Origin of the sequence: Labrys sp. 22185, from assembly GCF_052045555.1 — a bacterium.
GTDB lineage: Bacteria > Pseudomonadota > Alphaproteobacteria > Rhizobiales > Labraceae > Labrys > Labrys neptuniae.
This window is the reverse complement of sequence record NZ_JBQEPH010000010.1, coordinates 91,763-112,230: the sequence shown is the minus strand read 5'-3', so window position 1 is coordinate 112,230 and position 20,468 is coordinate 91,763. Positions and strand designations below refer to the sequence as shown.

22 protein-coding genes and 1 pseudogene are annotated in these 20,468 nt (G+C 64.7%); 17 read left to right on the top strand and 6 right to left on the bottom strand.

All coding sequences use genetic code 11. The annotated features are described in order from the left end of the window. The first annotated feature begins 46 nt into the window (after positions 1-46). The 4 genes from ACTJKX_RS20275 (at position 47) to ACTJKX_RS20260 (ending at position 3,425) form a co-directional block, all read left to right on the top strand. Positions 47-826: a transporter substrate-binding domain-containing protein gene (locus ACTJKX_RS20275; protein ID WP_440726296.1), complete on the top strand. Its 780-nt coding sequence runs from the start codon at positions 47-49 to the stop codon at positions 824-826. Positions 827-832: 6 nt separating this feature from the next. Beyond that, a complete protein-coding gene (locus tag ACTJKX_RS20270) occupies positions 833-1,522 on the top strand; it encodes an ABC transporter permease (protein ID WP_311940458.1) in 690 nt (229 codons plus the stop codon). Next, entirely contained in the window at positions 1,519-2,211 is a 693-nt protein-coding gene (locus ACTJKX_RS20265) for an ABC transporter permease (protein WP_149250574.1), read from the top strand. Before ACTJKX_RS20270 ends, ACTJKX_RS20265 begins: the two co-directional genes overlap by 4 nt. Positions 2,212-2,465: 254 nt before the next feature. Then, a complete protein-coding gene (locus tag ACTJKX_RS20260) occupies positions 2,466-3,425 on the top strand; it encodes an arginase family protein (RefSeq protein WP_440726295.1) in 960 nt (319 codons plus the stop codon). A gap of 41 nt (positions 3,426-3,466) precedes the next feature. Here ACTJKX_RS20260 and ACTJKX_RS20255 read toward each other — a convergent pair whose 3' ends face one another. Then, positions 3,467-4,369, bottom strand: coding sequence for an alpha/beta hydrolase (locus ACTJKX_RS20255; protein WP_440726294.1), 903 nt, complete (start codon positions 4,367-4,369; stop codon positions 3,467-3,469). 340 nt (positions 4,370-4,709) lie between these two features. Between ACTJKX_RS20255 and ACTJKX_RS20250 the strand changes: the two genes are divergently transcribed. The 3 genes and pseudogenes from ACTJKX_RS20250 (at position 4,710) to ACTJKX_RS20240 (ending at position 6,968) form a co-directional block, all read left to right on the top strand. Beyond that, on the top strand, positions 4,710-5,642 hold the full coding sequence (locus ACTJKX_RS20250; RefSeq protein WP_440726366.1) for a DMT family transporter: 933 nt from the start codon (positions 4,710-4,712) through the stop codon (positions 5,640-5,642). 104 nt (positions 5,643-5,746) lie between these two features. Beyond that, a pseudogene (locus tag ACTJKX_RS20245) lies at positions 5,747-6,043 on the top strand (IS3 family transposase); the annotation flags it as partial. 70 nt (positions 6,044-6,113) lie between these two features. After that, positions 6,114-6,968 (top strand): hypothetical protein, encoded by an 855-nt coding sequence (locus ACTJKX_RS20240; protein WP_440726293.1) that lies wholly within the window; start codon positions 6,114-6,116, stop codon positions 6,966-6,968. Positions 6,969-7,085: 117 nt separating this feature from the next. Here the strand turns inward: ACTJKX_RS20240 and ACTJKX_RS20235 are convergent, their stop codons facing one another. Continuing rightward, positions 7,086-7,313: a hypothetical protein gene (locus ACTJKX_RS20235; protein ID WP_440726292.1), complete on the bottom strand. Its 228-nt coding sequence runs from the start codon at positions 7,311-7,313 to the stop codon at positions 7,086-7,088. Between the two features lie 134 nt (positions 7,314-7,447). On the opposite strand from ACTJKX_RS20235, the gene ACTJKX_RS20230 reads away from it, so the two are divergent. Further along, a complete protein-coding gene (locus ACTJKX_RS20230; protein WP_440726291.1) occupies positions 7,448-7,900 on the top strand; it encodes a hypothetical protein in 453 nt (150 codons plus the stop codon). Positions 7,901-7,982: 82 nt separating this feature from the next. On the opposite strand, the gene ctlX is transcribed toward ACTJKX_RS20230, so the two are convergent. Both ctlX and ACTJKX_RS20220 read right to left on the bottom strand, forming a co-directional pair. After that, a complete protein-coding gene (gene ctlX, locus ACTJKX_RS20225; protein ID WP_440726290.1) occupies positions 7,983-8,915 on the bottom strand; it encodes a citrulline utilization hydrolase CtlX in 933 nt (310 codons plus the stop codon). A 179-nt stretch (positions 8,916-9,094) separates the two neighbouring features. Further along, positions 9,095-10,144 (bottom strand): ornithine cyclodeaminase, encoded by a 1,050-nt coding sequence (locus ACTJKX_RS20220; RefSeq protein ID WP_440726289.1) that lies wholly within the window; start codon positions 10,142-10,144, stop codon positions 9,095-9,097. Between the two features lie 122 nt (positions 10,145-10,266). Here ACTJKX_RS20220 and ACTJKX_RS20215 point away from each other — a divergent pair, with 122 nt between their 5' ends. The 3 genes from ACTJKX_RS20215 to ACTJKX_RS20205 all read left to right on the top strand — a co-directional run bounded on the left by ACTJKX_RS20215 (position 10,267) and on the right by ACTJKX_RS20205 (position 13,685). Continuing rightward, the gene (locus ACTJKX_RS20215; RefSeq protein WP_311940477.1) at positions 10,267-10,725 is read left to right on the top strand and encodes an Lrp/AsnC family transcriptional regulator; all 459 of its coding nucleotides are present in this window, start codon (positions 10,267-10,269) and stop codon (positions 10,723-10,725) included. A 315-nt stretch (positions 10,726-11,040) separates the two neighbouring features. Continuing rightward, the gene (locus ACTJKX_RS20210) at positions 11,041-11,493 is read left to right on the top strand and encodes a (2Fe-2S)-binding protein (protein ID WP_394313256.1); all 453 of its coding nucleotides are present in this window, start codon (positions 11,041-11,043) and stop codon (positions 11,491-11,493) included. A gap of 14 nt (positions 11,494-11,507) precedes the next feature. Beyond that, on the top strand, positions 11,508-13,685 hold the full coding sequence (locus tag ACTJKX_RS20205; protein WP_440726288.1) for a molybdopterin cofactor-binding domain-containing protein: 2,178 nt from the start codon (positions 11,508-11,510) through the stop codon (positions 13,683-13,685). A gap of 77 nt (positions 13,686-13,762) precedes the next feature. On the opposite strand, the gene ACTJKX_RS20200 is transcribed toward ACTJKX_RS20205, so the two are convergent. Then, on the bottom strand, positions 13,763-14,941 hold the full coding sequence (locus tag ACTJKX_RS20200) for an NAD(P)-binding domain-containing protein (RefSeq protein WP_440726287.1): 1,179 nt from the start codon (positions 14,939-14,941) through the stop codon (positions 13,763-13,765). 126 nt (positions 14,942-15,067) lie between these two features. Here ACTJKX_RS20200 and ACTJKX_RS20195 point away from each other — a divergent pair, with 126 nt between their 5' ends. Both ACTJKX_RS20195 and ACTJKX_RS20190 read left to right on the top strand, forming a co-directional pair. Further along, positions 15,068-15,733: a helix-turn-helix transcriptional regulator gene (locus ACTJKX_RS20195; RefSeq protein ID WP_440726286.1), complete on the top strand. Its 666-nt coding sequence runs from the start codon at positions 15,068-15,070 to the stop codon at positions 15,731-15,733. Positions 15,734-15,922: 189 nt separating this feature from the next. Beyond that, the gene (locus ACTJKX_RS20190; protein WP_440726285.1) at positions 15,923-17,233 is read left to right on the top strand and encodes an MFS transporter; all 1,311 of its coding nucleotides are present in this window, start codon (positions 15,923-15,925) and stop codon (positions 17,231-17,233) included. An 83-nt stretch (positions 17,234-17,316) separates the two neighbouring features. Here the strand turns inward: ACTJKX_RS20190 and ACTJKX_RS20185 are convergent, their stop codons facing one another. Next, positions 17,317-17,703 carry a c-type cytochrome gene (locus tag ACTJKX_RS20185; RefSeq protein ID WP_394313249.1) on the bottom strand — a complete coding sequence of 129 codons (387 nt, stop codon included), beginning with the start codon at positions 17,701-17,703 and terminating at the stop codon, positions 17,317-17,319. A 134-nt stretch (positions 17,704-17,837) separates the two neighbouring features. Between ACTJKX_RS20185 and ACTJKX_RS20180 the strand changes: the two genes are divergently transcribed. From ACTJKX_RS20180 to ACTJKX_RS20165, 4 genes are read left to right on the top strand one after another with little or no spacing between them, the layout of a single operon-like run. Next, positions 17,838-18,008: a hypothetical protein gene (locus ACTJKX_RS20180; protein ID WP_440726284.1), complete on the top strand. Its 171-nt coding sequence runs from the start codon at positions 17,838-17,840 to the stop codon at positions 18,006-18,008. Next, positions 18,005-18,991, top strand: a complete 987-nt coding sequence (locus tag ACTJKX_RS20175) for an ABC transporter substrate-binding protein (protein ID WP_440726283.1) — start codon at positions 18,005-18,007, stop codon at positions 18,989-18,991. The genes ACTJKX_RS20180 and ACTJKX_RS20175 overlap by 4 nt, the downstream gene beginning before the upstream one ends. Next, entirely contained in the window at positions 18,976-19,761 is a 786-nt protein-coding gene (locus ACTJKX_RS20170; RefSeq protein ID WP_394313245.1) for an ABC transporter permease, read from the top strand. Before ACTJKX_RS20175 ends, ACTJKX_RS20170 begins: the two co-directional genes overlap by 16 nt. After that, on the top strand, positions 19,730-20,461 hold the full coding sequence (locus tag ACTJKX_RS20165) for an ABC transporter ATP-binding protein (RefSeq protein ID WP_311940496.1): 732 nt from the start codon (positions 19,730-19,732) through the stop codon (positions 20,459-20,461). The genes ACTJKX_RS20170 and ACTJKX_RS20165 overlap by 32 nt, the downstream gene beginning before the upstream one ends. Positions 20,462-20,468 lie beyond the last annotated feature (7 nt).

Sequence of the window (20,468 nt, the reverse complement as noted above, 5' to 3'; positions counted from 1 at the left end):
GGAAACCGGCTCCCGCAACGACAGATCCCATCCCGAGAGACCCATCATGAGCATTCGCTTCAGAAACGCCGTCGCCGCCCTCCTGCTCGGCCTTGCCGCCGCCGGCGCGCAGGCCCTCACGGCCCAGGCCGCCGACAAGATCAAGATCGCCACCGACGCCACCTTCCCGCCCTTCGAATCGATCGATGCCAACGGCAAGCTGGTCGGCTACGACGTCGAGCTGATGCAGGCGATCTGCGAGGCCGCCAAGCTCGACTGCGACATCTTCAACGCCGCCTGGGACGGCATGATCCCCGGCCTGATCGACGGCAAATATGATGCGCTGATCTCCCAGCTCACCGTCACCGAGAAGCGCCGCAAGGTGATCGCCTTCTCCGACATCTACAACCACCCGATCTTCCGCTTCGTGGCCAAGAAGGGCTCGACTTTCGAGTTCACGCCCGAGGGCATGGCGGGCAAGACCATCGCGGTGCAGACGGGCACGCCGATGGACGCCTATGTCACCAGCCATTTCCCCAAGGCGACCATCAAGCGCTACGACACCGGCAGCGCCCCCTATCTGGAGCTGACCGCCGGCCGCGCCGAGCTGCACATCAGCTACCAGGCCCAGATCGCCGCCAGCTTCCTGAAGTCGGATGCCGGCAAGGATTACGAGCTGGTCGGCCCGCAGCTCACCGGCAAGGATGCCAAGGAGTTCGGCGAGGGCGTCGCCATCGCCATCGGCAAGAAGAACACCGCTCTGGTGGCCGAGATCAACAAGGGCCTCGCCATCCTCAGGGACAACGGCAAGCTCAAGGCGCTGGACGCCAAATATTTCGGCGAATGACCGGAGATGATCCTCGATTTCGTCCGCACGATCCTGGCGGCAGGGGCGATCACCCTGCTGCTGGCCTTCGCCTCGCTGGTGGTGGCCGTCCTGCTCGGCCTCGGCGCGGCCCTGTGCAAGGTCTCGCGCCATAGGACGCTGGCGGCGCTCGCGGGGATCTACACCTTCGTGGTGCGCGGCATCCCCGATCTCGTCATGATGCTGCTGGTCTTCTACAGCCTGCCCTCCTTCATCGGCCAGGTCGGCGAATGGCTCGGCTTCGACATCCAGGTCGAATTCTCCCCGCTCGGGGCCGGCATCGCCACGCTCGGCCTGATCTTCGGCGCCTACATGACCGAGACCTTCAAGAGCGCGCTTCTCAACATCCCCCGCGGCCAGATCGAGGCGGCGGAGGCCTATGGGCTCGGGCGCACCCGCATCTTCACCCGCATCGTGCTGCCGCAGATGATCCGCCTGGCGCTGCCCGGCTTCACCAACAACTGGCTGGTGCTGGTCAAGGCGACGGCTTTGGTCTCCCTCATCGGCCTGCAGGACGTGATGTTCCGCGCCAAGGGGGCGGCCGAGGCCACCGGCAAGCCCTTCACCTTCTACCTGGTCGCCGGCGGCTTCTATCTCGCCATCACCATCCTCTCCATGCTGGTGCTGGCCTGGCTGGCGCGACGCTACGAGCTCGGCACAAGGAAGCTGGCGCCATGAACTGGGACGTCATTGCCGAGAATCTCGGCCTCTATGCCGAAGGGGCGCAGCTGACGCTGGTCCTCACCGTCGCGTCCCTGGCGATCTCCTTCTGCCTTGCCATCCCGCTCTCCTTCGCGCGCAACAGCGCCAACCGGCTGATCCGCAGCCTGGTCTTCGCCTATACGCTGGTGTTCCGCGGCACACCGCTGCTGGTGCAGCTCTTCCTGATCTATTTCGGCCTCGCCCAGTTCGAGCTGGTGCGCGCCAGCCTGCTCTGGCCCTGGCTCTCCAGCCCGCTCGTCTGCGTGCTGATCGCCTTCGTGCTCAACACCACCGCCTACACCACCGAGATCTTCGCCGGGGCGCTCCGCCACATCCCGCCCGGCGAGGTGGAGGCCGCCACCGCCTATGGCATGTCCGGCTGGACGCGGGCGCGGCGCATCCTGGTGCCGGCGATGCTGACCAGGGCGCTGCCGCTCTACGGCAACGAGACCATCATGATGCTGCACGCCACCTCGCTCGCCAGCACCGTCACCTTGCTGGAGACCACCGGCGTCGCCCGCATGATCACGCTGAACTACTACATCCAGTTCGAGCCCTATGTCGCGGCCGCGATCGTCTACCTCGTCCTGACCTTCGTCCTGGTCGGCGCTTTCCGCCTCGTCGAGCGCCGCTGGGCCGGCTATCTCGACGTCCGCCCGTCCTGAGGCGCCGCAGTTGTTTGAGTTGTCGTCCCGGACGCATCGCAGCACGCAGTGATGCGGTGCAGTCAGACCAAACCAAAGGTTTGGTCCGGGGATCGCGGGAGGAGCAAGGCGTTTTATTCCGACGCGGTTCCGGGTCTGCGGCGCATCATTTCATGCTGCACCGCGCCCGGAATGACAGGAGGTGAGCAGTTGCTCGCCATTCCATTTTCCAACCCGATGCCGCCCGCGGGCGGCCCGCATAGAGGATTTCCATCATGAACCAGAAAGCCGATCTCGGCGCGCTGTTCGGCGCGGCGGCCGATACGCTCACCTTCCTCGGCCTGGAGGAATGCCGCGACCTTGCCACGCTCGCCGCCCCGATCGCCCTGATCGGCGCGCCTTGCGCCACGCCCTACCGCTCAGTCGGCGCCTATTGCCGCAACGCGCCGGATGCCCTGCGCCGCGCCACCGCCGCCTTCACCGCCAATGTCGACCGTCATGATTTCGACAATGGCGGCAAGGTCTTCCCGGAGCCGCGCCTGCGCGCCGTCGATTGCGGCAACCTGCCCTATGACGAGAGCGACGGCGCCGCCAACCGCGCCGCCATCGCCGCCGCCGTCAAGACGATCCGCGCCCGCGGCGCGGTGCCGATCGTGCTGGGGGGCGATGATTCCATCCCCATCCCCATGCTCGAAGCCCTGGGGGCGGAGGCGGGCGCTCGCTACACCATCCTGCAGATCGATGCCCATATCGACTGGCGCGAGGTGCATATGGACGAGCGCCTCGGCCTCTCCTCCACCATGCGCCGGGCGTCGGAAATGCCCCATATCGAGCGCATCATCCAGGTCGGCGCCCGCGGCATCGGCTCGGCCGCGACCAGCGACTATGAGGATGCGCTGGCCTGGGGCGTCAAATTCGTGCCGGCCCATGACCTGCACCGCCAGGGCGTCGAGGCCGCTCTCGCCCTCATCCCCGAAGGCAGCCGCATCGTCATCTGCATCGATGCCGACGCCCTCGACCCGGCTTTGGTGCCCGGCGTCATCGGCCGCGCCCCGGGGGGCCTCACCTACTACCAGCTCGTCGACCTCATCAAGGGCGCCGCCCGCCGCGGCCGCATCGAGGCGATGGACTTCGTGGAATTCATGCCGGAGCGCGACGTGGACGGGATCGGCGCGCTGACCTTCGCCCGGGCGATCACCACGGCGCTGGGCGTGATTGCACGGCAGAGAGCGTAAGGGAAGAAGGCGGCCGCCGGCGGGGAGTCGGCGGCAACCGTCTAGCCCCCGGCGTTGCGCATGAACGCACCCGCGGCGACAAGCGCACGCCGGCCGTCTTCCAGGCCCGCATTCCAGAGCGGCCAGGCGTGGATCATATGCGGCCAGATCTCGAGCCGCACCGGCACATCCGCGCTCCCGGCGGCTTCGGCCAGCCGCGTGGCGTCCGACAGCAACGTCTCGGCCGAACCGACCTGGATCAGCAGCGGCGGGAAGCGGCGCAGGTCGGCGAACAGAGGCGAGATCAGCGGGTCGCCACGGTCTATCCCCGCCGGGACATAGGCGGCGGCAAGCTCCTCCAGATAGGCCCTGTGGATGATCGGATCGATCGGCTCCTTGCCGGCGAGCGTCGCGCCCGACATTGTGAGATCCGTCCAGGGCGAAATCAGCCAGGCGCAGCGGGGCAGGGGCTCGCCGGCGGCGCGCAGGCGGCCGATCAGGGCCAGAGTGAGATTGCCGCCCGCACTGTCCCCGCCGACCGCGATGTCTTCGGCGGCGATGCCCTGCCGCCGCAGGAAGTGCCATGCCGCGAGGGCGTCCTCGTGCTGGGCCGGAAAAGGCTGCTCGGGCGCGCGGCGATAGTCGATCGCCAGGGTCCGCATGCTTGCCGCGCGGCCGGCCTCCGTCACCAGCCGGCGATGGCTCTCGATGGAGCCCGAGCAGTAGCCGCCGCCGTGGAAGTAGAGCAGCACCTTCCCGGCGTCGCTGCCCGGCGCCATCGACCATTCGCCGGGGACGCCGTCGCACGCGACTTCCGTGCAGACGACATCGTCGGCAACAGGCCAGTGCGTCCCGACCTCGTCGAGCCGTGCGCGCCGCTCGCCCCATCCGACCGGCCGGGGCTTGGCGGCCAGCAGGTCGCGGATGGCGGCGATTTCCTCCAGGCTGCGCTCTTGCTCGGTCACGGCATGCTCCTTGATAAAGACTGGCGCATCGTGACACTATGCTTGGCAATCGGCGTTCGCAATCAGTCGTAATTTCCGTTACGGAAGCAAAATCGGGGTAAAGGCGAGGTTGTTGTTCGCAGCGTACACGCCGATCTTCTGAAACGGGTAAGGCGAAAGCCTCGTTATCTTGCAAGAAACGGTCCCCATCCGAATAAAGGGGCGGTTGGTCGCTAGGCCGGCAGATCGAAGAGCGCCGATGGGGCTCCAGGCCAGGCCGGAGCGTAGCGCCCGGCGAGGCGGGGCTGCAATCGCGCCCGGTCCGTCGGCGAGGGAGGAGGCTGGGATCCACATGCTGCCGATGGCACATCCCGACGATGCGAAGGCCGCCCCCGGCGAATCCCTTCCGATCGCCTACGCGACCGCGATCCTGGGCTGGCTTCTTTCGGCCGGCGTCTACATCGCGGCCAAATGGGCGGCGCCGGAAATGGGGCCCTGGGCGCTCTGCTTCTGGCGGCTGCTGCTGGCCTGCGCCATCCTGCTGCCGATCGTGCATCGCCATTACGGCGCGATCATCGCCTTGATCCGCTCGCGGCCGCTGGAGGTCCTGCTCGTCGGTGCGATCGGCCTGACGCTGTGCCAGGGCATGATCTATACCGGACTCCATTTCACCAACGCGACCACCGCCGGCATCATCATGGCGCTGTCACCGGTGATGACCATGGTGATTGCCCGCATCGTGCTGGGCGAGCCGCTCGGCCTGTGGAAGGCTATCGGCGCGCTGCTCGCTCTGGCCGGCATGCTGGTCATCGTGGCCCATGGCGATCTCGGCGCGCTACTGGGGCTGCAGTTCAGCGCCGGTGAATTGTGGATCGTCGGCAGCGCCTTCTGCTGGGGCCTCTACACCGTGCTGCTGCGCCGTGCCAGATTCGGCATCCCCCTGCTGCCCACGGTGGTGGTCCTGCTCGGCGCCGGCGCCCTTGCCGCTTTGCCGTTCTATCTGTGGGAGCTGACCGGCGGCGGCTCGGCCCTGAACGCGAACGGCCTGCTGGCGCTCGCCTATCTGGCCGGGCCGGGCGGCGCGCTGATGTATTATCTCTACAATCGCAGCGTCGAGGCGCTCGGCGCCGGCCGCGCCAGCATGCTGCTTTATCTGCAGACCGTCTTCGTGGCCCTGCTCGCCTATCTCCTGCTCGGGGAAAGCCTGCATGGCTATGACATCTGGGGCGCGGCCTTCATCATTGCGGGGCTGGTGTTGCCTGCGTTGATCAAGCAACGGCCCGACGTTGTTTGAGAAGGATAGGATGGACGCTGGAGTCGACGGCATCAGACCGCTCGCGATCTTCCGTCTTCAATTAAATGCGCTGTCACCGTAGTCCCCCACTGTGACCGTAATCCCTGATTCACTCGGATCAAGGCTCTCGGTTCACCAACATGGATTGGGCAGCCTTCCTGCGGCACTACAATCTGGAGCATTCGATGAGCCGGCGCGGGAACTGTCACGACAACGCCGTGGTAGGGAGCTTCTTCAGACTGCTCAAGTGCGAGCGAATTCGCCGCAAAACTTACCGAGCGCGCGAGGAGGCAAGGCAGGACGTGTTCGACTACATCGAGATGTTCTACAACCCCAAGCGCAAGCACGTTAGGAAAGGGGTACTGTTACCCGTCAAGTTCGAACGACAGTACAATATGTAGCCCAACGGCGTCTACGAAACTCGAGACTATTCAGCTTAAGCTAAGATAGAAATTTTATCGTTGCGGAAATATGATGGTCAGCATACGTACCGACAGATCTTCACAACAAGTTTGCATAGTTGGGCACGGTATCAGCCTCACTAATGATTTTGAGCTTATGCCCGGCATTACAATTACATCGACAATTCCGGCCCTGGACATGAACAACGTTGCCGATGGCAGTAAGCGTTTTTTCGATTATGCGATGGTCGTCACTGGCCATCCCATTGCGAGTTTCGCAATCCAAATTACAGACGAACGAAGCCCAGAGCTTCTTGCTGTCAAGAGTTGGAATGCGTTGTGGCTATTCCATCTTCTCAGCCTTGCGTGCAAAGTACCGTGCTGCTCACTATATTCAGTTACGGGTGAAGCCGCGCCAATCTACAGCGCTGCCAATCGCAACTTTATGATGCGTCCGTTAACATCGATCGAAAAAGTAACATCCAGTCATTTGCAATGGGCTAAGACAAATCATGATACATTCGATCGTTTAATTAAGATTCCGGCTTTCAATGCTGCCATGCGTTGTTATGGTAACGCTCACTATCTATTTGATAGCGACATGCGTATTATGCTGCTCTGGTCTGGGATTGAAGGGCTGTTATCTGTCGATGCGGAACTAAATCGACGTATTGCTCTATATGCTGCCTTGATGTTGGATGGCAGTGTCGATGAGAAAATTACGTTTTTTGAGGATGTCAAGAAAGCCTACGGTATTCGTTCAAAAGCTGTTCACGGCGGCGTTACAAAATCAAGCATGCTAGAAGAAGGGTATAGGCAAGCTAGTCGCATCCTTATACTTTTGCTTGTGCGCTGCGTTGAACTAGGACGGGTCCCGTCAGTTAAAGAACTCGACGCACTAGCAGTTTCCTCAACGCTCCTCTAACATCCGCGCTTCAATTTGTAGTCTCAAAATCTTCGAGTCCGGAACGGCGGGTACGACAAAATGGATGTTCAATCGATATGGAAAAGTGTTAGCGACGCCAACAGCCTGCCCTTCATTTCAGCGATTTCCGGTGGCTTTTTCGGGGCCATGGGCGGGTTTTTCATTAGTCTCTTCGGTCAGAAACGTCAGGCTTTTATAGCCGAGCTCAACAGTCTGAAGACAGCCCTTACGCTCACCGTATCGATCTGCAGCAGCCATTGCGTCGCGAAGAAACAGCTCATCCGCCCGCTTCACGAGGGATACGTGCAGCAAGTTCAATCGGTTGAACGGTTTTTGCAGGAGCACGCAGCTGGGCAAATTCCCGCTGAATCTCGATTTCAGTTTAAGGCAGACCTGCGGTCGATCCCACGATCGATTTGCCCTATGACGTCCTGCGCGCTCTCGTCTTAGACAAAATTTCGGCCCCGACCCGGGCCGTGATGGCCGCTCTCGACCTAGCTAAAACATCCAATATTTTGAATTCAACGATTGATCAGAGAAATAAGCTCCTTGAGGAGATGAGAACGAACCAGGGAAAGGATCAGGAAAATTTCAACGTCGCCTACTTTGCACTTCCAAATCCCCTCGGCCAGATCGACGCACGCTACAAAGACATTATAGGCGCCGTCTATTCATATAACGATGATTGCATATTTTATACGCAACAGCTCTATGACGACCTGGCGAAATATGGGCGCAAGCACCGACGCAAGCGCTTCAGGTTTCTTGCGTCGGCAGATCCGTTGCCGGCAGCAGATTGGACGAGGGCGTTGGCCGATGATCTGATCCCATCGAATGATTCTTATGCCGGCTGGCTTAGCGGCTTTAGGGAGCCTCCCGCGCGCTTTTATTGGCTAACGAAGCTCTTTTGCGGGGAGAAGAAACAATTGTGAGTGCACCCGCTACACTTCGAATTTTGGATATCGATCTCGATGACTTTCAGAGCGACACTGTGCACTTCAAGTCGGGCGTGCCTCACCCCCGCGGCGTGAGATGCACACCCGCCAGCGTACACCGCACCGATCCCCCCGCACGTTCGATGGTCGGAATATCAAGCGCGACGCAAATGGCGCTCTGCTCGATGATCTCGCGCTGCTCGGGCGTCAGGGCGGCCAACGCCGTGGTCGAGAGGGCGAGGAGGCGGCCGTCCTTGCCCTGCAGCTCGATGGCGTTGCCGGCAAAGTTCTCGATCTGGCGGTTGCTCAGCGCCAGCACGTCGCGGCCGGAGCGTTCGAGGCGGGCGACGATCTCGGCCTTGCGGGCGCGGTCGACGATCATGTCGAGGCCGATCAGCACGAAATCGGTGGCGATGCACATCAGGACATTGGTGTGGTAGATGGCGGCGCCCTTGTCGTCGCGGGCGTCGAAGGCCATCGGCTCGAAGTTGAAATGGGTGCAGAAGCGCTCGAGGGCGATCGGGTCGGTGCGGTCGGAGCGCACGGCATAGGCGACGCGGTCGATATGGTCGAGCACCATGGCGCCGGTGCCTTCCAGGAACAGGCCGTCGGGCTCCAGGCCGGAATAGTCGATGACCTCCTGCACGCGGTAATCGGTCTTCAGCATCTCGATGACGTCGGCCCGGCGCTCGCGCCGCCGGCTCGGCGCCTTCATCGGATAGAGGGCGACATGGCCGCCGGCATGGGTGGAGAACCAGTTGTTGGGAAACACCGAATCCGGGGTTGTCCGGCTTTCGTCCTCGAAGAGGTGCACGGTGACGCCGTGGGCCGCCAGGGTCTCGGCCGCCCTGGTGATCTCGGCATGAGCCAGCGGGGCGAGATCTTCGCCGCCTGTGCCGGCGACCTGGAAATGATTGTCGGCGGCCGTCTCGGTGTTGACGGTGAAGTGGTGCGGGCGAACCATTACCACGGCGGAGGGGGCCTGGACGGAGAAGGTGGGGCGCTTGGACATGGGGGCTCCGGGGGAGAAGGAAGCAATCTGGTCATCCCGGACGGGCCGCAGCACGCAGTGGTGCGGCGCAGATCCGGGATCGCATCGTTGGCGATCCACATTCCGCTGGCGGTCCCGGATCTACGCTGCAGCATTTCATGCCGCAGCGCGTCCGGGATGACGTATTTGAATGCCCCGCCTCAGCGGGCGCGCTGCAGCATGCCGAAGAGGTCGCGCGGATCGTCGGGGTCGGCGATCATGTCGAGTTCCTGGTAGAAATCGGTGCCGACGATCTGGGCGCGCAGATAGCGCAGGGCCGAGAAGTCCTCGATGGCGAAGCCCACGCTGTCGAACAGGGTGATCTGGCGCTCGTCGCGCCGGCCCGGCACCTGGCCGGTGACGACCTGCCAGAGCTCGGTGATCGGATAGGAGCGGTCCATCTGCTGGATCTCGCCCTCGATCCAGGTCTGCGGCGGATATTCCACGAAGCAGTCGGCGCGGGCGAGGATGTCCTTGTGCAGCTCGGTCTTGCCGGGGCAGTCGCCGCCGATGGCGTTGATGTGGATGCCGGGGCCGACCATGTTGTCGGTGAGGATGGTGGCGAACTGCTTGTCGGCGGTGCAGGTGGTGACGATGGCGGCGCCCTCGATCGCCTGCTGCGAGGAGGTGCAGGGGATGACGGTGAGGCCGCTGCCCTGAAGGTTGCGGGCGGTCTTCTCGGTGGCCCGGGGATCGATGTCGTAGAGGCGCACGGTGTCGATGCCGCACACCGCCTTCATGGCCAGGGCCTGGAACTCGGCCTGGGCGCCATTGCCGATCATCGCCATCACCTTCCCACCCTTGGGCGCGAGGTGGCGGGCGGCCATGGCCGAGGTCGCGGCGGTGCGCAGCGCCGTCAGCAGCGTCATCTCGGTCAGGAGCACGGGATAGCCGGTGGCGACATCGGCGAGCAGGCCGAAGGCGGTGACGGTCTGCAGGCCCTCGGCGGTGTTTTTCGGGTGGCCGTTGACATATTTGAAGCCGTAGATGGTGCCATCAGAGGTCGGCATCAGCTCGATCACGCCGTCGCGCGAATGGCTGGCGACGCGCGGGGTCTTGTCGAAGCTCTCCCAGCGGGCGAAATCTTCCTCGATCAGGTCGGTGAGTTCGGCCAGCACCCGCTCGATGCCGAGATGGTGGACGAGGCGCATCATGTTCTCGACGCTGACGAAAGGCACCATCGCCTTCTGCGAGGGCAGGGGAGCGGTCATCGAAAAATCCCTGAACGGTCACTGTTGGCCCTAGCCTAGGCCGTCCGGATGTTCACCGAAATCGCAATCCTGTGCTAGAATTGTCAGTTCATTGAACAGATTGTCAGGTCGGATTGTAAAAAATGTCAGTGACGGGGCGGGATGCCGAAACGGTCAAATATATTCCCGATGCGCTGGATCGCGGCATCATCGCGCATCTGCGCAGCGATGGCCGGGCCTCGCTCTCCAAGCTCGCCGATGCGCTGGGCGTGGCGCGCGGCACGGTGCAGAACCGGCTCGACCGCCTGATCGAAACCGGCACGCTGCTCGGCTTCACCGCCCGCGTCCGCGAGGATTACGACATGAACGCCGTGCATGCGGTGATGATGATCGAGGTGGTCGGCAAGTCGACCACGCAGGTCATCCGCAAGCTGCGCGGCCTGCCGGAGGTGCACACGCTGCACACCACCAACGGCAATTGGGACCTGGTCGCCAATATCCGCGCCGCGAGTCTGGCCGAATTCGACCGCGTGCTGCGCGAGGTCCGGCTGATCGACGGGGTCTCGAACAGCGAGACGAGCCTGCTGCTGAGCAGTGTGTGAGGCGAGGGCGCTCTCCCGCTCGTCATCCCGGACGCGCTGCGGCGCGAAGTGCCGCTGCGCAGATCCGGGACCGCAAGAGGAGTATGGGCGACATCGTAGCGGTCCCCGGACCAAGCCTCCGGTTTGGTCTGACTGCGATGCAGCATTGCATGCCGCACCGCGCGCGGGATGACACGCCGACTTACCCGCCATGCGCGCGCCGCAAAGCCCACACCGGCTTGTGATCGATTGAGCTCTTGCTCCCGCCGTCCTAGGCTGATTGTCTGGAACCACTCCAAGGAGGGGATATGCTCCTCCGACTCGCGGGAGACTGCCATGGCCTATACCATCAAGATCAACGGAACCGCCCACACCATCGATGCCGATGGCGACACGCCGCTTTTATGGGTGCTGCGTGACATTCTGGGCATGACGGGCACCAAGTTCGGCTGCGGTGCCGCCTTGTGCGGCGCCTGCACCGTGCATGTCGACGGCACGGCGACGCGCTCCTGCATCACGCCGCTGGAAAGCGTCGGCGAGAGCGCCGTCACCACCATCGAGGCGATCGGGCAGACCCCGCAGGGCAAGGCCCTGCAGAAGGCCTGGCTCGATCTCGAAGTGGTGCAGTGCGGCTATTGCCAGTCCGGCCAGCTGATGTCGGCCGCGGCCCTGCTCGCCGCCACGCCCAAGCCGAGCGACGAGGACATCGATGCTGCCATGTCCGGCAATGTCTGCCGCTGCGGCACCTATCAGCGTATCCGCGCCGCCATCCATCACGCCGCTGCTTGAGGGAGGAAGGGATCATGCCCGACGGTACCGATACACGTTCACACCTCGATCGCCGCGCCTTCCTGAAGGCGGGAGCCGCCATCGGCGGCGGCTTCGTTCTCACGCTCGCTCTGCCGCCGCTGGCCGGATCGCCGGTCGCCGCGGCCGAGGCCAAGGATTTCGCGCCCAACGCCTTCATCCGCATCGACAGGCAGGGCCTGGTGACGCTGGTGATGCCGATGGTCGAGATGGGCCAGGGCGTCTACACCGCCCAGGCCATGCTGCTGGCCGAGGAGCTGGAGGTCGGCCTCCACCAGGTCAAGCTCGAACATGCCCCGCCCGACGACAAGCTCTATGGCAACGCCCTGCTCGGCAGCCAGGCCACCGGCGGCTCCACCACCATACGCGCCTTCTGGCAGCCCCTGCGGCAGGCCGGCGCGGCCGCCCGCACCATGCTGGTCGCCGCCGCCGCCAAGCGCTGGAACGTCGATGCCGCCAAGCTGACGACCCGCGACGGTTCCGTGCTCAATCCGGCCAGCAATGCCACGCTTGGCTATGGTGAGCTCGCCGACGAGGCCGCCACCATGCCGGTGCCCGCCCCCGAGAGCCTCAAGCTCAAGGACCCCAAGGACTTCAAGCTCCTGGGCACGCCGGCCAAACGGCTGGATACGCCGGACAAGGTGGTCGGCAAGGCCGAGTTCGGCATCGACGTCAAGCTGCCGGGCATGAAGGTCGCCGCCATCGCCATTTCGCCGGTGTTCGGCGGCAAGCCCAAATCCGTGGACGACAAGGCGGTGCTCGCCGTCAAGGGCGTCAGGCAGGTGGTCAAGACCGACGACGCCGTCGCCGTGGTCGCCGACCATATGGGCGCGGCCAAGAAGGGTCTCGCCGCCGCCAACATCACCTGGGACGACGGGCCGAACGCCAAGGTCGACAGCGCCCAGATCATCAGCCAGCTCACCGAGGCCTCCAAGCAGCCGGGGGCGGTCGCCCGCAACGAGGGCGACACCGCCAAGGCGCTCGCCGGCGCGGCCACGAAGCTCGAAGCCATCTACCAGGTGCCCTTCCTCGCCCATGCCGCCATGGAGCCGATGAACTGCACCGTGCATGTGCGCAAGGATGGCTGCGAGGTCTGGGTCGGCACGCAGGTGCCCACCATGGCCCAGGCGATCGCTGCCGAGATCACCGGCCTGCCCAAGGACAAGGTCAAGGTCTACAACCACCTGATCGGCGGCGGCTTCGGGCGCCGGCTGGAGGCGGACGGCGTCGCGCGCGCCGTCAAGGTGGCCCAGCAGGTGGACGGGCCGGTGAAGGTGATCTGGAGCCGCGAGGAGGACATCCAGCACGACATGTACCGGCCCTATTATTTCGACCGGATGTCGGCCGGGCTCGACGCTTCGGGCAAGCCGGTGGCCTGGACGCATCGGATTTCCGGCTCCTCCATCCTGGCCCGCTATTTCCCGCCGGCCTTCAAGGACGGCATCGATTCCGATGCGGTGGAAGCGGCCGCCGAGCCGCCCTATGCCCTGCCCAACATCCATGTCGACTATGTCCGGGTCGAGCCGCCGGGCATCCCGACCTCCTGGTGGCGCGGCGTCGGGCCGACGCACAACGTCTTCGTGGTCGAGAGCTTCATGGACGAGCTGGCTGCCGCGGCCAAGGCGGACCCGGTCGCCTATCGCAAGGAACTGCTCGCCCATAATCCGCGGGCGCTCGGCGTGCTCACGCTGGCGGCCGAGAAGGCGGGCTGGGGCAAGCCTTTGCCCAAGGGGCGCGGGCGCGGTGTCTCGGTGCAGTTCGCCTTCGGCAGCTTCATGTCGATGGTGGCCGAGGTGGAGACGGCGGCCGACGGCACGCTCAAGGTGCATCGCCTCACCTGCGCCGTCGATTGCGGCCTGCAGGTCAATCCCGACACCATCGCCGCGCAGGTCGAGGGCGGGGCGATCTTCGGGCTTACGGCGGCGCTGCACGGCGCCATCACCCTGAAGGACGGCCGAGTCGAGCAGGGCAATTTCGACACCTATCTGCCCATGCGCATCGACGAAGTACCGGTGGTGGAAACCCATCTGGTCAAGAGCGCCGAGGCCCCCGGCGGCATCGGGGAGACGGCGACGGTCGCCGTCGGCCCGGCCGTCGCCAACGCCGTCTTCGCCGCCACCGGCAAGCGCGTGCGCACCTTGCCGATCGACACGGATGCGCTGAAGACCGGGTGAGCTCTCACTCATCCGGATGCCTTGAAAAGAGGAACGCGACCAGCCTTCTCCACGAAGTGGGGAAGGCTAATTGAGCCTTACTCCGCAGGAGCCGGGCTCATCGGCTCACCGCCGATCCCCAGCGTCGCCGTCAGCTCCCGGGCGGCCGCGGCGCCGGCGCGGTTGGCGCCGATGGTCGAGGCCGAGGGGCCGTAGCCGACGAGATGGATGCGCGGATCGCGGGCGACCTCGGTCGCCAGCCGGCCCGCCATCACGATGCCGCCATCGTCCTCGCGGATCTGCAGCGGCGCCAGGTGGTCGAGCGAGGAGCGAAAGCCGGTGCACCACAGGATGACGTCGACCTTTTCCTCGCTGCCGTCGGCCCAGCGCACGCCCTCGGGCGTGATCGTGCTGAACATCGGCCGGCGCGCCAGCACGCCCCGCTCGCGCGCCGCCCGCAGGGCCGGGGTGAGGGGCAGGCCGGTGACCGAGACGATCGAGCCGGGCACGAGGCCGCGCCGCACCCGATCCTCGACCAGGGCGACGGCGGCCCGCCCGTCCTCGGGCGTGAACTGCCTGTCGCGGAACTCAGGCTCGCGGCGGGTCACCCAGATCGTCTGCGTCACGCGCGAGATTTCGTCGAGGATCTGCACCGCCGAGATGCCGCCGCCGACCACGAGGACGCGCTGGCCGGCGAACGCCTCGGCGGTCTGGTAGTCGCGGGTGTGGAGCTGGCGCCCCCCGAAACTCTCACGGCCGGGATAGTCGGGAACATAGGGCGTCTCCCAGGTGCCGGTCGCGTTGATCAGGCCGCGCGCCGAAAAGGTCTCCCTATCCGTCTCGACCCAGAAGCGCCCACCGCGCTCGCACACCACCTTGACCGTCACCGGCCGATAGATCGGCAACTCGAATTTGCGCTCATAGGCCTGGTAATAGCGCGGCACCGCCTCCGCCGCCGGCACCTCGGTGAGGCCGGGATCGATGACATCGGCAAAGGCCATGCCGGGCAAATCGTGCACGCGGTTGACGGTGCTCAGCGTCAAGGACGGCCAGCGATATTGCCAAGCCCCGCCGGGCGCGGGCGCCTTGTCGAGCACCAGGAAACCGCGCCCCGCCGGCAGGCCGAGCTCGTGCAAATGATAGGCGCTCGAAAGCCCGGCCTGGCCGGCGCCGATCACGACGATGTCCACCTTGTAGGCGAGGTGAACGTCCCGCGCGGTTGCCGGATCGGCGGGCGGCGGAGCGGTCTTCGCTCCCTCTTCATCATGCTCAGCCATGCTGCGAGAGTGGCGGCCGGGTTGCTGGAATTCAAGAGGCGACGACGGGGCCATCGCGCGATTGCATCCCGCTGTTCGTAACCGTATAAAGCAAGTAGATGCTTTGAATATAGACTGCAGAGGGTCATGTCGACGCCGGAGCTGGAAAATTCGAGCCTGCAGGGACGGTCCGGGCCCGATCGCCTGCTGTTCCTCCTGAAGACGAAGGGGCAGCAGACGGCGGCCGAGCTCGGCAAGGCGATCGGCACGACCGGCGAGAACGCCCGGCAGCAATTGATGAAGCTCGCCGCCGAAGGCTTGGTCGAGACCGAATCGGTGGCTCGGGGCGTCGGCCGGCCCTCCCAGTTCTGGCGGCTGACGGCTCAGGGGCATAGCCGCTTTCCCGACGCCCATGCCGAGCTGACCGTCGGCCTGCTGCGCAACATCCGTGACCTGCTCGGGCCCGAAGCGCTCGAGCGCCTGATCGCGGCGCGCGAGGAGGAGATGCGCGCGGCCTACCGCGCCGAGCTTGGCCGGGTGGAGGGAACCGAGGCCCGCGTCGCCGCGCTTGCCGGGATTCGCACGCGCGAGGGCTACATGGCGCAGCAGCGGCCCATGGAGGACGGGGGCTGGCTCCTCATCGAGAACCACTGCCCGATCTGTGCGGCGGCCACGGCCTGCCAGGGTTTCTGCCGTTCGGAACTGGCGATTTTCCGCGAAATGCTCGGGCCACGCTGCTCCGTTGAGCGAACCGAGCATATTGTCCACGGCGCCCGGCGTTGCGCCTACCGCATCCGGGAAGAAGCGCCGTAGCGGGCGGGCGCCGGCGCATTTTGTGATTTGACGGAATCAGCGGGAACCGCAAGGTCGCGTCAGAACAAGGCGTTGGGGTGAGAGCGTTCCGTCGTGAGCGCACTTGCCGCCGGCGTCGGAAAGGCGGTGTGCCGGCTCGGCGAACGAGGCCGGTCGCAAGCATCCGCCAGCAAAGGGGAGGATTGCCCGATGAGCGCCATGGCGGAGCGGGACGGGCAGGCGATCGAGGCATCGACGGTGCGTGCCGTATCCTGGCGCCTGCTGCCGTTCCTGATGCTGGCCTATCTCCTGGCCTATCTCGACCGCGTCAATCTCGGTTTTGCCGCCCTGACCATGAATGACGAGCTGAAGTTTTCGCCCCTGGTGTTCAGCTGGGGCGCCGGCATCTTCTTCATCGGCTATTTCCTCTTCGAGGTGCCCAGCAACGTCATCCTGCACAAGGTCGGCGCCAGCCGCTGGATCGCCCGCATCATGGTGACCTGGGGCATCGTCTCGGCGCTGATGGCGCTGGTCGCCGGTCCGGTCAGCTTCTATGTGCTGCGCTTCCTGCTCGGCGTGGCCGAGGCCGGCTTCTTTCCCGGCATCATCCTCTATCTGACCTACTGGTATCCGGCCAAATACCGTGCTCGCATCCTCGCCGCTTTTGCCGTGGCGGTGCCGGTATCGACCGTGATCGGTGCCCCGATTTCAGGCTATCTGCTGGGTCTGGACGGCGTCGGCGGTCTCAAGGGCTGGCAATGGCTCTTCATTCTGGAGGGCCTGCCGGCAGCCCTGCTCGGCATCGTGACCTGGTTCTATCTCACCGACCGTCCTGCGTCGGCGGCCTGGCTCAGCTCCGAGCAGAAGCGCTGGCTTTCCGATCGCCTGGCGCGCGAGGAGGGCGCGAGGAAGGCCGCACACCATATGAGCCTGCGTCAGGCGCTGGCCTCGCCCAGGGTCCTGGTGCTGAGTCTGGTCTATTTCGGCTTCGTCGGGGCGCTCTATGGCATGCAGTTCTGGCTGCCGCAGATCGTGAAGGCCTTCGGCCTCAGCAACATCCAGACCGGCTTCGTCACCGCGATACCCTATGTGTTCGGCTCGGTCGCCATGGTGCTGTGGGCGCAGCATTCGGACCGCACCCGCGAAAGGGTCTGGCATGTCGCGCTGCCGTTGTTCCTGATCGCGCTATCCCTGGCCACGGCCAGCGCGTTGAGCGATCCCGTGCTGACGATGATCGCCCTGACGGTGGCGGCCATCGGCGTGTTCTGCACCTTCTCGCTGTTCTGGACCCTGCCGACCGCCTTCCTGAGCGGCGCATCGGCGGCGGGCGGCATCGCCCTGATCAATTCGATCGGCAATCTCGCCGGCTTCGGCGGACCCTATCTGATCGGCTGGTTCAAGGACCAGACGGGAGGCACCGCCATGGGGCTTCTGGCCCTGTCGCTGCTGCCGCTGGTCTCGGCCCTGCTGGTCCTGGGCCTGAGGCATGATTCCAAGACGGAATTCGCTGCTGCCGAATGACGGCTGCGCGACCGGCGGGCGGGGGCTGGCCCCCATCCGCCTGTCGCGTTTTCAGTGTAGGTGTGCAGTGGTTGCCGCTCCCCTCAAGGTGCCTTCTTGCCGCTGGCGTCGAACTGCTTGAGATAGGCGATGACATTGGCGATGTCGTCGGGCTTCGACAGGCCGACAAAGGCCATCTTGTTGCCGGGCACCTTCTGTTTTGGGTTCTTAAGATATTCTGAGAGAGTGTCCTCTGCCCAGGTCAGGCCGGCACTCTTCATTGCTGGTGAATAGGTATAAGTTTCTACCGATCCGGATTTACGGCCGATTATTCCATTCAACTCAGGGCCTACGGCATTCTTGGCTGTCTCTCCAACCTGGTGGCAAACTTTACACTTGATGAATACTTTTTCGCCGAGCGCTGCATCTTGTGCGAGTGCAGCGCTCGATATCAGGATAGAGGCAAGAATTCCGACGGCGACCTGTCGCATTTTCTCTCCCTTTCGGCCATTCATCCGAAGTCATCGAAGATTAAGCTTAATTTCTGCTTATTTTGTTCTTCACATGTCGTGTTGTGTTGTGAATCAGTCTAGGCGCAACGTAAAGTGACTGGACAGCATGAAGAATGATGATCACACTCCTTGTCAAGAATAGATATTATCTGCACAAGGAGGATGCGTGCTTGATGTCCGGCGATTTCGGCTCGCTCCCGGTTCGGCAGCGGCGGCCTTTTCAGAAACAATTTGATGGGGTTGGGCGTGCCATGGCGCGTTTCGACGGCGGTTTGCCGCAATGATGAAACGGCGACAATTTCTCGCGCTTGCGGGCGCCGGTCTGGGGGGAGGACTTCTTGGCTCTGCCGGAACGGCCTGGGCGCAACTGCCGCCGTTGCGCGTGGGTGTTCTATCCTTCGGTACGGTCGAGTGGGAGCTCGCTGCCATCCGGGCACTCGGCCTGGACGAGGCGGCGGGCTTGAGGATCGATCCCTTGAAGCTCGCCTCCAACGATGCGGCGCGCATCGCCTTTCTCGGGGATGCCGTCGACAGCATCGTCTCGGATCTGCTCTGGGCGGCGCGCATGCGCGGCGAGGGACGTGACATCGTGTTCCTGCCTTTCTCGGCCTCGGAGGGGGCGGTGATGCGGGCGCCGGGATCGACGATCGCCACGGTCGCCGACCTTGCCGGCAAGCGCATCGGCGTGGCCGGCGGGGCGCTCGACAAGAGCTGGATCCTGCTGCAGGCCTATGCCCGGCACCAGGCCGGCATCGACCTGGCCAAGGTGGCCGAGCCGGTGTTCGGGGCGCCTCCCTTGCTGAGCATGAAGCTGGAACAGGGCGAACTCGATGCGGCACTGCTTTATTGGAATTTCTGCGCGCGTCTCGAAGCCAAGGGCTTCAAGCGCCTGATCGGCGCCGACGAGGTCGCGCGCTCCTTCGGCGTCGAGGGGTCGATCTCCTTCGTCGGCTATGTCTTCAAGCGGGGCGATGAGCAACATGACAAGCGCATCGCCGCCTTTGCCGCCGCCTCCAGGCAGGCCAAGCAGGCCCTGGCGAGCCAGGAGGCGATCTGGGCGCAGCTCCGCCCCCTGATGCAGGCCGATGACGAGGCGACCTATAACGTGCTCAGGCGTACCTTCCTTGCCGGCATTCCCAACCGGGCGATCGCCGATGAACGGGCCGATGCCGCCAAGCTCTACGCCAAGCTGGCCGAACTCGGCGGCGAGAAGCTTGTCGGCAAGACCGCCACCCTTCCGGAGGGGCTCTATTGGGCCGGACACTGACAGATTGGAGCAGTGGACGCCTGGCCGGCCTCACGGCCCGGTTGGTCTCGCTGCTTGCCCTGCTGGCGATCTGGGAGGTCGCGGCCAGGCTGGCCAATGGCCCGCTGCTGCCCTCGCCCGCGGCGGTGCTCGCCTTCATCGTCGCGGAGACCCGGCGCGGCGACCTGGTCGCCAATATCGGCATCACGCTGTGGCGGGTTGCCGGCGCCTTCGGCGTGGCGATGCTGATCGGCAGCGTCATCGGCATCGCCCTTGGCCGCTGGCACCGGGCCAACGCAGCCTTCGATGTCTGGCTCCTGGTGCTGCTCAACATGCCGGCCCTGGTGATCGCCGTGCTGTGCTACATCTGGCTCGGCCTGACGGAAGCTGCGGCAGTGACGGCGGTCGCCCTCAACAAGATCCCCAATGTCATCGTGGTGCTGCGTGAGGGCACGCGGGCCCTCGATCGCGACCTGGAGGAGATGGCCCATGTCTATCGCTTTCCGGCCGGAACCTGGCTGCGCCATGTCCTGATGCCGCAGCTGGCGCCCTACATCGCTGCGGCCGCGCGTTCGGGCCTGGCCCTGGTCTGGAAGATCGTGCTGGTGGTCGAATTGCTCGGCCGCTCGTCGGGGGTCGGCTACGCGATTTCACTTTATTTCCAGCTTTCGGATGTCACGGCGGTGCTGGGTTATGCTCTCGCTTTCACCTGCGTCATGCTCGCTATCGAATTCCTCCTGCTGCAGCCCCTTGAGAAGCATGCCCGACGCTGGCGCCCCGCTCTTGCTTGACCTCAGCATCGCCAGCAAGATCTATCGCGATGATCGCGGCAGGGCAGTGGAAGCCGTCAGGGGGCTCGACCTTTCGCTGGCCGTGGGTGAATTCACCTGCCTGATCGGGCCTTCAGGCTGCGGCAAGACCACGGCCCTGAAGATCCTGCTCGGGCTCGATCGTGATTTTGAGGGCAGGGTGGAGCCCGACATCACGGCGCTGACGGTCGGGGTGACCTTCCAGGAGCCGCGCTTGCTGCCTTGGCGGACGGTGGAACAGAATGTCCGCATCGCCTTGCCGCCGTCGCAGCGTCGGCGTGACCTCGACGCTCTGTTCGGGCGGCTCGGCCTCTCCGAGTGGCGCGCGCATTATCCGCATGCGCTGTCGCTTGGCCTGCAGCGGCGCGTCGCGCTGGCTCGGGCCCTGGCCCTGGAGCCGCAATTGCTGGTGCTGGACGAGCCCTTCGTATCGCTCGACGACAAGGCCGCGCTGGAACTGCGCGCCTGCCTGCTGGCAGAAGTCGCCGACCATCGCATCACGGTTCTGATGGTGACCCACAATGTACGCGAGGCGATCGGCCTGGCCGATCGGCTGCTGTTTCTGAGCCCCCGTCCCACCCGCATCCTCCATGAGGTCGCGATCGTGGAAGCGCGCCAGGACCGGCATTCGACCTGGATCGAAACGCGGCACCGGGAATTTGCCGAGCGCTTCGGCTTGTAAGGCCGGT